A 12,231-nucleotide genomic window follows, 5' to 3' on the forward strand; every position below is an offset into this window, starting at 1 on the left:
CGCGCCTTCGTCGTGATCCTGCCTAGGTCGCGATGTCGTCGTTGACCGGCAGCAGGGGCTTGGGAAGATCGGCCTCGCCGAGCCCGCTGCGCAACTCGATCTCGATGTCGCGGCAGATCTGCGAGATCGGGACGTCGTTGGCGTTGCCCTCGAACGGGTTGGCGCTGCTTTCGCCGACCTGGTCGAGGGACATGTAAGCCCAGCCCAGCAGCGTGCTAAACGAGATCGTCAGCCAGATTGCGATCGACCCGAGTACATCGGTCCCCTCAAATCGACAGGTCTGGTTTTGCACGGCCGGAATCTGGTGTCCTCATTGTGCCTTTGCAGCCCCGAACCGCAACCCGTCCATCAACAGCTTGACCAGCCGGCGCGAGCGGTCACGCCATTCGGGGGTGTCGGGCGCTGAATAGATGCCGCCCAGCGCGTGCAGCACGTCGGAAGCGTCGACGTCGCCGCGGATGGTGCCGTCGGCCACCGCCGCCTCGACCAGTCGTCGCAAGGCTTGCGACACCCGGCCGAACGTGTCGGAAAACAGCGTCGAATTGGTGGTGAGCACAATGCGCAGGCTGGTCGCCAGGCCGCGCTTGGTGGCGATGTAGTCGACGAAGCGCTGCATCCACTGTTCCAGCGCGACATCGGACGGATGTTTTTGGGCAAGCTCGCCGGCGGCCGCGCACAGCGCCTCCACCTCGCGGCGATAGACCACCTCGACCAGATGCTCGCGCGTCGGGAAATGCCGGTAGAGCGTGCCGATGCCGACGCCGGCGCGGCGCGCGATCTCCTCCAGCGAGCCATCGATGCCGCGCTCGGCAAAGACTGACACCGCCACCTCGACCAGCCGGTCGCGGTTGCGCCGCGCATCGGCGCGCAGCGGCTTTGCGTCTACGGCCTCGGCCTTCTGTTCAGCAATGGCGGACGGCTCGCTGGCCAATTTTTTTCTCCACATCGTGTCAGGGGGCTTGAACCCGGCCGGGTCAGCCACCACGTAATAAACGGAGGCGCCTCCGTTTTAGTGGAGCACCTTTATCATATAATCAGGGGAACCGGTATGTCACGTCTTTCGAACACGCAAGCCGACATCTCCCCTGCCCGCCTGCCTCGCGGGAGACCCGCTGCCATCTCCGCTTTCGCCGTCAAGACCTGACCGAACGGTTACCTTGCCCTTCTGCGGCAAGGCACCAGTTCAATCCCATCCGCGTCAAGCAACTGGAGCCAGACGCCCATGACCAGCCTTCCCATCACCCTCACCATCAACGGACACAAACACGAACTGGAGGTCGATCCACGCGTAACCCTGCTCGACCTGCTTCGCGAGCGGCTCGATCTCACGGGCACCAAGAAGGGCTGCGATCGCGGCCAGTGCGGCGCCTGCACGGTGCTGGTCGACGGCAAGCGCATCAACTCGTGCCTGGCGCTGGCGGTCAGCCATGACGGCGCCCAAGTCTTGACCATCGAAGGCGTCGCCCACGGCGAGGAACTGCATCCTGTGCAGGCCGCCTTCATCGCCCATGACGGCTTCCAGTGCGGGTTCTGCACGCCCGGCCAGATCATGAGCACGCTCGGCCTGATCGCCGAGGGACAGGCCGGCGACGATCCCGAACGCATCCGCGAGGGGCTGAGCGGCAACATATGCCGCTGCGCGGCCTATGGCGGCATCGTCGAGGCCGTCCTGGAAGCCCAGCAACAGCTTGTCAAAGCCGACCGGAGGACCGCGGCATGAGAGACTTCGACTACATCAGGCCCGCCACCATCCCCGACGCCATCGCCGCGGCAGCCGAGCCGGGTTCGGCCTATCTCGCCGGCGGCACCAATCTGCTCGACCTGATGAAAGGCGGCATCACCAGTCCCGAGCGTATCGTCGACATTTCCCGGTTGCCGGAGCTCAACCGCATCGAACGGCTGGACGATGGTGGCCTGCGCATCGGTGCGCTGGTTCGTAATGCCGACCTTGCCTACGATCCGGCGTTCGCCAAATCCTATCCGGCGGTGGCCGAGGCGCTGCTGTCGGGCGCTTCGGCTCAGCTTCGCAACGCCGCGACCGTCGGCGGCAATCTGTTGCAGCGCACGCGCTGCAGCTATTTCTACGACACCGCCAGCGCCTGCAACAGGCGCGAGCCTGGCGCCGGCTGCGACGCGCTGGAAGGCGAGAACCGCCTGCACGCCGTGCTCGGCTGGAGCGATGCCTGCATCGCCACCCACCCGTCGGACTTCTGCGTGCCGCTGGTGGCGCTCGATGCGGTGGTCGAGATCGAGGGCAAGAAGGGCCGGCGCCATGTGACGCTGGAGGAATTCCACCGGCTTCCCGGCGAAACGCCGCAGCGGGAGAATGCACTGGAACCCGGCGACCTGATCGTGGCGGTGCGCCTGCCGGCGGAGGCGGCCTCCTTCTCCGCCAATGCCCGCTACCTGAAAGTCCGCGAACGCACCTCTTATGCTTTTGCCGTCGTATCGGCCGCGGCAGCGCTCGTCGTCGATGACGGCAAGATCCGCGCCGCAAGGCTGGCGCTGGGCGGCGTCGCGGCCAAGCCGTGGCGGGCACGAACGGCGGAAGCCGTCCTGCTTGGCGCGGACGCCAACGAGGTGAACTTCGCCAGCGCGGCGGAGGCCGCCCTGGCCGATGCCAGCCCATCCGGCGACAATGCGTTCAAGATCGAGCTTGCCCGACGCATCGTGGTCAGGGCGCTGATGTCTGCCCAGGCGGGAACGCCCGAGCGGCTGCCAGCCCTTCCTGCCTCCCCGTTCTCAAACATTCCCGGAGCGCGCCATGACGCTTGAACTCAGCCTCAACCAGCAACCCGCCCATGCCCGGCAGGGCTCCAGCATCGGCCAGCCGCTGACCCGTCGCGACGGCTTTCTGAAAGTCACCGGAGCCGCGCGCTATGCCGCCGACAACCATCCGCCCGGCATGCTTTACGCCGTGCTCGCTGTCTCTAGCATCGCGCGCGGCCGCGTTGCCGCGCTGGATATCGAGGCGGCCAAGGCGCACCAGGGCGTGGTCGAGGTGATGACGCCCAAGAACCGGCCGGCGCTCGCCGCCGATCCGGATGCCAAGGACCATCCCTTCATGTTCCGGCTCGACCTGCTGCAAAACGATCAGGTCCGCTACCCCAACCAGAGCATCGCCGTGGTGATCGCCGAGACGCTGGAGGCGGCGACCGAGGGGGCGGCGCTGCTGTCGCCGCGTTATGAAGTGCTGCCGGCGCGCGTTGGCCTCGACGGCGCTGAAAGCTTCGTGCCGCGCGGTGTCGGCGTCGGCGGTCCGGCGGTGCAGCACAAGGGCGATGTCGAGGCCGGCCTCAAATCCGCAAAGACGCGGATCGAAGCCACCTACGAGACGCCGGCCCAGTACCACAACGCCATGGAGCCGCATGCGATCGTCGTCGCCTGGGATGGCGACACATTGTCGATCGACACGCCGAGTCAGGGCCTTGCCATGGCGCAGGGCCGCATCGCCGGCCTGTTCGGCATCGCGCCGGAAAACGTCCACATCCGGAGCCCGTTCCTGGGTGGCGGCTTTGGCTCGAAAGGCATGATCTCCGGGCCGCAGGTGCTCGGCATTCTGGCGGCGCGCCTCGTCGGCCGTCCGGTCAAGCTGGTGCTGCGGCGTGAGCAGATGTACGGCCCGGTCGGCCACCGTGCGCCGACGCGCCAGACGCTGCGCATGGGCATGGATGGCGAAGGGCGGCTGACGGCACTCGACCATCACGCCAAGACTGCGTCGAGCACGTTCGACGATTTCTTCGAACCGGCGGCGGATGCCTCGCACACGCTCTATGCCAGCCCGGCCATCGCCACCTCGCACGATGCGGTGCGGTTGGACACCGGTACGCCGCTGTTCATGCGGGCGCCCGGCGAAGCCACCGGCTCGATCGCACTCGAAAGCGCCATCGATGAGGCGGCACACGCTTGCGGCATGGACCCGCTGGAGTTCCGGCTGCGGAACTATGCCGAGGTCGAGCCGATGACCGGCAAGCCGTTTTCCTCCAAGGCGCTGCGCGAGTGCTACAGGCAAGCGGCCGAGACGTTCGGCTGGGCGAGCCGCCCGCTTCAGCCTCGGCTGATGCGCGACGCCGACGGTTTCCTCACCGGCTGGGGCATGGGCACGGCGACCTTTCCAGCGCTCATGTTCCAGGCCGAAGCGCGTGCGGTGCTGAGGGCCGATGGCAGCGGCCTGATGGAGACCGGCGCGCAGGACATGGGGCAAGGCGCCTGGACCGCCTTCGCCCAGATCGCGGCCGACGGACTGGGACTGGATATCGACCAGGTCGATTTCAGGGCCGGCAGTTCCGACCTGCCCAATGCAGGCATTGCCGGCGGCTCCGGCCACACGGCGACGGCCGGCATGGCGATCCACAATGCGGGTGCCGCCGTCATCGCCAGGCTTGCCGATCTCGCCACCGGCAACGAGGCCTCGCCGCTGTTCGGCGCCGGCAATGAAGGCGTGCTGGCGCGCGGCGGCCACCTCTATCGGCGCGACGATGAAAGCCGCGGTGAAAGCTATGCCGAGATCCTCAAGCGCGCGGGCCTCAGCGAGATCGAGGGCCATGGCAAAGGCGCTCCCGACCCGGCATCCCAGGAGACCTATGCCAAGCACGCGCACGGCGCCGTGTTTGCCGAGGTGAAGGTCGATCCGGATTTCGGCCAGATCCGCGTCACAAGGCTGGTCGGCGCGTTCGCCGCCGGGCGGATCATCAATCCCAGGCTGGTGCGCAGCCAGTATTATGGCGGCATGATCTGGGGCGTCTCGTTCGCGCTGAATGAGGAAGCCATCACCGACCGGCGCTCGGGCCGGATCCAGAATGCCAACCTCGCCGAATATCATGTCCCGGTGAATGCCGACGTTCCGTCGGTCGAGGCGCTGCTGGTCCACGAGGACGACCCTCATGTCAACGCGCTCGGCATCAAGGGCGTTGGCGAAATCGGCATCACCGGCACGGCCGGCGCCGTCGCCAATGCAGTCTGGCATGCGACCGGCGTGCGGCCGCGGCGCTTTCCGATCCGCATCGAGGACCTGCTGGGGTGAGGAGTGGTCCGCGTAGCGGACGGGAAGCCAATTGCTTGGCTCCCGTCCGACGAACGGTGAAAGCCCGGTCTGCCTTCGGGCGGATCAAAAGGTCCAGTGGACCTTTTTAAGGGGCTGAACGCCCGAAGGACAGGGAGCGGCAGCGAAGGGCCGCACAGCCGGCGCGAGGTCCCGCCGGCCAACATGAGTCAACCGACTTCGCGTCAAGCACTGGAGCCAGACGCCCATGACCAAAACAACGATCCCAGTTCATCTCGATATCAACCGCCGTCATCACGATCTGCAACTCGAGCCGCGTGTGACGCTGCTCGACGCCTTGCGCGACCGGCTCGGCCTGACCGGCACCAAGAAGGGCTGCGACCACGGCCAGTGTGGCGCCTGCACCGTGCATATCGATGGCGAGCGCGTGCTGGCCTGCCTGACGCTGGCCGCCCAAGCCGAAGGCCGCACCGTCACCACCATAGAGGGGCTTGCACGGGAGGGCGAAATGCATCCCGTGCAGGCTGCCTTCCTTGAGCACGATGCCTTCCAGTGCGGCTATTGCACACCGGGCCAGATCATGTCGGCGGTCGCTTGCATCCGCGAAGGCCATGCCGGCTCCACCGACGAGATCCGCGAATACATGGCCGGCAATCTCTGCCGCTGCGGCGCCTATCCGCACATCGTCGCCGCCATCCGCCAGGCCGCCCTGGAGGCCGCATCATGAGGGATTTCTCCTATCTGCGCGCCAATTCACTCGATGCCGCACGCCAGGCGGCCGCCCTGCCCGGCGCCATGCTCTTGGCCGGCGGCACCACGCTGATCGATCTCGCCAAATGCGGCGTCGCCGAGCCCGAGACGCTGGTCGACATCGCTCATCTCAAGGGGTTGGACAGCATCGAGGTGAACGAACGCGGCGCTACCATCGGCGCGCTGGCCAGAATGAGCCATGTCGCCGACCATGCCGACATCAAGAGCCGCTTCCCCGCCGTCTCCAAAGCCCTGTGGCAGGCGGCTTCCGCGCAGATCCGCAACATGGCGACCATCGGCGGCAATCTGATGCAGCGCACGCGCTGCCCCTATTTCCGCGATCCCGCGAATTTCCCTGCCTGCAACAAGCGTGAGCCCGGCTCTGGCTGTTCGGCGATCGGCGGCGTTACCCGTGGCCATGCCGTACTCGGCACCAGCGAGGCCTGCATCGCCATGTATCCGGGTGACCTGGCCGTGGCGCTGGTCGCCTTCGATGCGATCGTGCATCTGGGCGAGCGCCAGATCCCGGTCGACGACTTTTTCCTGCTGCCCGGCACCACGCCGGATAGGGAACATGCGATTGAACCGGGCGAGATGATCACCGCCATTGAAATCCCCGGCTCGGCCGCTGCCCGGCGGTCGACCTACCTGAAAATCCGCGACCGGCAATCCTATGAGTTTGCCGCCGCGAGCGCGGCGGTCGGTATCGAGTTCGAACCTGACGGCCGAACGATCCGCGATTTGTGCGTCGCACTCGGCGGTGTCGCGACGAAACCATGGCGGGCGCGGACCGTGGAAGACGCGCTGAAGGGCAAGGCGCTGGAGCCGAACACTGTGCGCGCCGCCAGCCTGCTCGCTATCCAAGGCGCCGTCGATCATGGCGCCAACCGCTACAAGGTCGAACTGGCGCCGCGCGTCGTCGCCCGCGCCATCCTCAAATTGGGAGAGACGGCATGACCGTTCACAACATCAGGCATGGGGATGCGTCCGACGGCGCTTTTGCCGAAGCCGTCGGCGGCCGGCTGTCGCGCGTCGACGGCCCGGCCAAGATCACCGGTGCGGCGAAATACGCCGTCGAGCAGCAACTCCAAGGGCTCGCCTACGCCGTGCTGGTCGAAAGCACGATTGCATCTGGCAAGGTGCGCTCGATCGACACAACTGCCGCCGAGGCGGCGCCCGGCGTGCTGAGGGTGCTGACGCCGGACACCATCACCAGCCTGAGGACCGCGGCGGACTGGTTCGGCACACCGCCGCCCGACAAGCCCTATTGCCCGCTCGCGCGCGACATCACTTTTTCGGGCCAGCATGTCGCCGCCGTCGTCGCCGAGACCTTCGAACAGGCGGTGGCGGCGGCAGCACTGGTCAAGGTCAGCTATGACGAGACGCCTGCCATCGTCGACCTCAGCGATGCCAAGGCCGGCGACGGCATCCCGATCGACGCCATGACCAAGGAATGGGGCGATGCGCAAGGTGCGTTCGCGTCGGCACCGGTCCGCATCTGCGCCGCCTACAACACGCCGCGCGAATACCAGGCGCCGATAGAGCCGCATGGGCTGATCGCGCGCTGGGAAGGCGATAAGCTCACCGTATGGGAGCCGAGCCAGTGGCTGGACGGGATGGCGCGCACCTATGCCGAATGGTTCGGCGTGCCGTTCGAGAATGTGCGGCTGGTCTCGCCCTATATTGGCGGCGGCTTCGGCTCCAAGGCGCTGGCGCTCAGCCATGGCGCGGTGGCCGCATGTGCGGCCAAGATGCTCGGCCGGCCGGTGCGGCTGGTGATGACGCGGCCGCAGACTTTCACCGGCTATGGCGGCCGTGCCGCAACGCGGCAGACGGTGACGATCGGCGCCGACGCGCAAGGAAAAATCCAGTCGATCGTGCATCGCGGCGTCAATGAAACATCCATCGACGGCATGTGGGTCGAGCCGCTGGGATCGGTCACCTCGATCATGTATGCGACGCCAAATTTCTCCTCGAAGCAGAATGTCGTGCGGGTCAATTCGGTGGTGCCGGGCGCCATGCGCGCGCCGGGCGAAAACCCCTCTGCCTTCGGCATCGAAAGCGCCATCGACGAGCTCTCTTACGAGGTCGGCATCGACCCCCTGGAGATCCGGCTGAGAAATTATGCCGAGCAGGATCCGCATGCCAAGAAAGCCTGGTCGACCAGACAGTTGCGCGAGGCTTTTGCCGCAGGCGCGGAGCGCTTCGGCTGGGCCAGGCGCTCGCCCGAACCGCGCTCGATGCGCGACGGCAACCAGCTGATCGGCTGGGGAGTCGCGGCCGGCACCTATCCGGTTCGGCGCGCCTATGGCGAGGCGATCGTGCGTATCCTGGCGGACGGCTCGGTCGAGGTCGAGAGCTCCTCGATCGACATGGGCCAGGGCACGTACACAATCCTGGCGCAGACCGCCGCCGAAACGGTCGGCGTGCGAGCCGACGACGTGGTGGTGAAGCTCGGCGACTCCCGTTTCCCCCGCGCCGGCGTCACCGGCGGTTCGCGGCTTGCCGGCGTCATGACGGGTGCGGTCTACAAGGCGGCGACCTCGGCGCTCGACCAGCTGATCGGCCTCGCCATCAGCGATCCGCGCTCGCCCTTCCATGCGCTGCAGGCCAACACCTTGGTCGTCGCCAACGGCCGCATCGCCTCGCCGCGCGGCGACGGTCCCGATGTCTCGATCGCCGAACTGCTCAAAAGCGTCGGCCGCGACCATATCGAAGCCATCGGCGACACCATGCCGGCCAATTCGACGCCAGAGGATCGCTACAAGAACTACACCACCATCGCCATGGCGCTGCCGCACACCGAGGGCGACTACTCCCGCCACTCATGGTGCGCGCATTTCATCGAGGTGCGGGTCGACGAGGACTTCGGCACGGTGCGCGTGTCACGCGTGGTGTCGGCACTGGATTCGGGCCGGCTCTACAATCCCAAGCTGGCCGAAAGCCAATGGAAGGGTGGCATCATCATGGGCATCGGCCAGGCACTGCTGGAAGAAGGCATCGTCGACCGCCGCCACGGCCGCGTCGTCAACAACAACCTCGCCGATTACCTGGTGCCGACCAATGCCGACATTCCCGACATCGAGGTGATCTCGGTCGGCGTCCCCGACCTGCACTCCTCGGTGCTCGGCGGCAAGGGCGTCGGTGAACTGGCCATCGTCGGCGTCGCACCGGCGATTGCCAACGCGGTGTTCCATGCGACGGGAAAGAGAGTAAGGGATTTGCCGATCACACTGGAGAAGCTAATCTGAGGGCGGTGGCTGATCTCCCACTCGAGGGAGATGTCGCCAGAGGCAACAGAGGGGGGTCGCCGCGTGTAGTGCGCCGACCCCGTCTGCGGCAGCAGGCCGAGCCCCGCCGCCCCTGGCCTGCCGGCCATCTCCCGAGGGAGATTTGGAGCACCAGCAATCAGAACTTGTAGCTGAGCCCGACCCGGATATCCTGCGTCTGGAGGTCGACATGGGTTTCCGTGGGCAGGCCGGCGGCTACCGAGAGGTCCTGGCTGCCGAAATCCGAGTAGCGATATTCGGCTCGAGCGATCCACTTGTCGGTGAAGGCGTGCTCGATGCCGGCGCCAACGGTCCAGCCGACATGGCTGTCGCTGTGGAGCGTTACTTCGGCGGCAGGGCCACCGGCGCTGACCGCAATAAGCTCATACTTGGCCGCGGCGACGCCGGCAGTGATGTAGGGCAAGGTCCGATCGAAAGCATAGCCGGCCCGCAACCGCGCCGACCCCGACCATTTGAGTTCGCTCTTGAGCAAGGTGGTGACACCGCCGCCGCCGGCGTCGAGGGCCGTCAGCCCATCTATATTGCTGTACACAATGTCGGCCTCGGCGCCGATCACGAAGCTGTTCTCCATCTGGTAATTGGCGCCTATATGGACACCGCCGATAAATCCGTTCGGATCGGTGGAGACATTGAGATCGGTGGCCCCGCCCAGTCCGCCGCCGGCGATGAACAGATTGGATTTTCCGGCCGCGTAGCCGATGTCGACGCCGGCATAGAGTCCGGACCAGTCGTAGCCGGATGCAACAGGCGAAACCTCATTGATATCAGCCGCACACGCCATACCGAGCGGCGCGAGAATCAAGGCCGTTGCGAGAAGAAGAGTTTTCATTGTTGTCTACCGCCCCAAGAATGTTGTGGTCCCCGCCGCGAATGCCTCGCGGAGATCCGGTGTTGTCGCCGCCCCGATGTCGCATTGTCCGTCGGACGTGTCTTGGGCTGGGCCGCACGCGAATTGTCCTGAAATGCAATGCCACGCTTTTTCGGCCGGTGTGGCCATTCAGCCTCAGTCGAATGACACCAGCTGGCACTGCCCAGCGCGGAGCCTGACGGCAACCATTCCCGCTACGGCTGGCGCGCGTTCATCGAGGTGCGCGTCGACGAGGATGTTGGGTCCCCGGCGATCGGCGCCCTTCACTGAGCTGCCAGCGGCGTGCCTATGTCGAAACGAGTTTGACGAGATCGGCTTGGCGTCTCGTACCGGTTTTGGCGAAGATGCGGTTGAGGTGGGTCTTCAAAGTGTTTTCGCCGACACCGAGCGCCAGCGCGCTCTTCGACGCGGACAATCCGCTGCCGATGTGCAGCAGGACCCGCGCCTCCGCGGGCGTAAGGTCGAACAGAGTGGCGAGAACGGCTTCCGGGAGTGGAGAAGAAGACGTCGTGGTCGAAATGAAGACGGCGGCACATGCGGGCCGGAAAGCAGCGCGTGCGGTTCCTTCGGTCAACGGCAATATATAGGCGACGGCGGGGGGCTGACCTGGGGCCGAAATGGGCAGGCCTATACCGCGGGAGCCAAGCGAGGCATCCGCGCTCGCGGCACTGGCGATTGCATCCAGCAGGGCGCGGGCCACCGCCGAATTCTGCACCTGGAGCAGACCGTTCCTGGAAAAAATGGGCCCTTGCAGCGAAAACATCCGTTCGGCAGCCCCATTCGCATGGAGGATTGCTCCGTTGGCGCCGGTAAGCACGACAGGCACGGCGAGATGATCGAGCGCCTGGCGGTAAAGGTCGGCGGTAACGCGAGCCTGATCGAGCAGATCTCCAATCAGCGACGCACGGCGCAGGTGCGGCGAGAGCAATGCCAGGAAGCGCTGTTCTTCAGCTGATATGATTCCCCTGTCGGCCCGCGTAGTGCAGCCCATGAGCCCGATCCGGTCCGGCGTATGGACGAATTTGGTGATGCAGGCTTCGCGCAATCCCTGCGGTTTGGCCCAATTCTGGAAAAATGGCGTCTGCTGGAGTTCGGCTTCGCTCATATGCGACAGCGTCGCAACGGGTGTGTCGATGTCGCCGACAACCGCGGCCTTCAGTCCGGGAATTGCGTCAAAGTCATAGTCCTCCTGGAGCACGCGCATTTGCACGGGATCCCAGGGCGATTGGGCCGCGAAGCGGCCATGATTGCCGGCAGTGCTGGCAAGCGCGACGGTGGTATAGGCTGCGTCTACAGCCTCCGTAATCCGGATCATTACCCCGGCCCAGCCTTCCGGATTCAAAACGCAATCGTAGATATCGCCGAGGATCGACGAAAGGACTTCGCTGCTCAGTCTCTCCACCACGCCCCCAGTTTCCTGACGTGCCCACCTCCCCGGATGGCGGGCCGCCGTTCGTTGTAAAAGAGGCAATCTCACCTCGGAGGATTTGCCGCGTCATACTTTCGGGTGACGCCATGCGTGATCATGCTGGATTATATATCTAATTCGATCAGTTGAACGCCAAACGATCAATGTTCCAGATCAGGAAACATTTCGTTTCGATATTCTCTGAAGCTGTGGGTATCGGGGTGTTCCATTGTCACGAAAGACGGTGTTTTCATCGGCTCAACTGCCGTCGCATCTCAATGATCGCGATCGATTTTCCCTCTGGCAAGACATCCATGTCGCGCAGATATGGTCGGTCGAATACGGCATGTCGGACAACCTGCCTTTCGAAGCTGCGATCGAAGCCACAGCTGTCGGATCACTGGTTCTTGGCCAGATGTCCGGAACGATCAAGCATGCGACGAGGAACGCGAGCAATATCGCCGATGACGGCAACGGCGGTTATCTCCTGCTGATCAACAAATCCGACACACTGTTGACCGGCGTCCAGGCCGGCCGCGACTATGATGTCGGGCAGGGAGAAGCGGTGCTGGTCACAGCATCGGAAGCGCTGAAAATGGCCGGCGCCCACAGCAATGTGTGGACAAACGTGGTGGTCCCGCGCAGCGTCCTCGCACGGGCCTTCCCGCAGATCGACGACAGGCTGGCGTTGAAGATCGGCGCCGAGAACGAAGCTCTCGATCTTCTCAAGCGTTATTGCCAACTTCTTGAAACCGGCCGCCCTCTCATCTCGCCCGATCTGATTGCGCACGCGACGGAAACGATCGTCGATCTGATCGGCCTGGTGACAGGCGCCAAGGGTGAGGTTGCCGAACTGGCCGGCTTGCGCGGTCTGCGGGCAGCCAGGTTGCAAGCGGTCCTGGTGAAGATCGCG

General features: G+C 65.3%; 11 protein-coding genes. 6 read left to right on the top strand and 5 right to left on the bottom strand.

From position 1 onward, the window contains the following. Positions 1-22: 22 nt before the first annotated feature. Positions 23-292, bottom strand: a complete 270-nt coding sequence (locus NKK51_RS21995) for a bestrophin family protein (RefSeq protein WP_352441797.1) — start codon at positions 290-292, stop codon at positions 23-25. Between the two features lie 18 nt (positions 293-310). Beyond that, positions 311-931, bottom strand: coding sequence for a TetR/AcrR family transcriptional regulator (locus NKK51_RS22000; protein WP_024501664.1), 621 nt, complete (start codon positions 929-931; stop codon positions 311-313). A gap of 291 nt (positions 932-1,222) precedes the next feature. Between NKK51_RS22000 and NKK51_RS22005 the strand changes: the two genes are divergently transcribed. The 6 genes from NKK51_RS22005 (at position 1,223) to NKK51_RS22030 (ending at position 9,003) form a co-directional block, all read left to right on the top strand. Then, on the top strand, positions 1,223-1,720 hold the full coding sequence (locus NKK51_RS22005) for a (2Fe-2S)-binding protein (protein ID WP_023814339.1): 498 nt from the start codon (positions 1,223-1,225) through the stop codon (positions 1,718-1,720). Beyond that, positions 1,717-2,775 carry an FAD binding domain-containing protein gene (locus tag NKK51_RS22010; protein WP_352554559.1) on the top strand — a complete coding sequence of 353 codons (1,059 nt, stop codon included), beginning with the start codon at positions 1,717-1,719 and terminating at the stop codon, positions 2,773-2,775. Before NKK51_RS22005 ends, NKK51_RS22010 begins: the two co-directional genes overlap by 4 nt. After that, complete coding sequence (locus NKK51_RS22015) at positions 2,765-5,023, top strand: xanthine dehydrogenase family protein molybdopterin-binding subunit (protein WP_352554560.1); 2,259 nt, start codon at positions 2,765-2,767, stop codon at positions 5,021-5,023. The genes NKK51_RS22010 and NKK51_RS22015 overlap by 11 nt, the downstream gene beginning before the upstream one ends. 226 nt (positions 5,024-5,249) lie before the next feature. Further along, the gene (locus NKK51_RS22020) at positions 5,250-5,729 is read left to right on the top strand and encodes a (2Fe-2S)-binding protein (RefSeq protein WP_352554561.1); all 480 of its coding nucleotides are present in this window, start codon (positions 5,250-5,252) and stop codon (positions 5,727-5,729) included. Further along, complete coding sequence (locus NKK51_RS22025; protein WP_352554562.1) at positions 5,726-6,709, top strand: FAD binding domain-containing protein; 984 nt, start codon at positions 5,726-5,728, stop codon at positions 6,707-6,709. The genes NKK51_RS22020 and NKK51_RS22025 overlap by 4 nt, the downstream gene beginning before the upstream one ends. Beyond that, positions 6,706-9,003, top strand: coding sequence for a xanthine dehydrogenase family protein molybdopterin-binding subunit (locus tag NKK51_RS22030; protein ID WP_352554563.1), 2,298 nt, complete (start codon positions 6,706-6,708; stop codon positions 9,001-9,003). The genes NKK51_RS22025 and NKK51_RS22030 overlap by 4 nt, the downstream gene beginning before the upstream one ends. 157 nt (positions 9,004-9,160) lie before the next feature. Here NKK51_RS22030 and NKK51_RS22035 read toward each other — a convergent pair whose 3' ends face one another. The 3 genes from NKK51_RS22035 to NKK51_RS32430 all read right to left on the bottom strand — a co-directional run bounded on the left by NKK51_RS22035 (position 9,161) and on the right by NKK51_RS32430 (position 12,210). Continuing rightward, a complete protein-coding gene (locus tag NKK51_RS22035) occupies positions 9,161-9,871 on the bottom strand; it encodes an outer membrane protein (protein ID WP_023814333.1) in 711 nt (236 codons plus the stop codon). A gap of 325 nt (positions 9,872-10,196) precedes the next feature. Beyond that, positions 10,197-11,315, bottom strand: coding sequence for a helix-turn-helix transcriptional regulator (locus NKK51_RS22040; protein ID WP_352554564.1), 1,119 nt, complete (start codon positions 11,313-11,315; stop codon positions 10,197-10,199). A 400-nt stretch (positions 11,316-11,715) separates the two neighbouring features. Next, positions 11,716-12,210, bottom strand: coding sequence for a hypothetical protein (locus NKK51_RS32430; RefSeq protein WP_502902477.1), 495 nt, complete (start codon positions 12,208-12,210; stop codon positions 11,716-11,718). Positions 12,211-12,231: the final 21 nt, after the last annotated feature.

This window comes from Mesorhizobium sp. M0011, assembly GCF_040324155.1.
Lineage (GTDB): Bacteria > Pseudomonadota > Alphaproteobacteria > Rhizobiales > Rhizobiaceae > Mesorhizobium.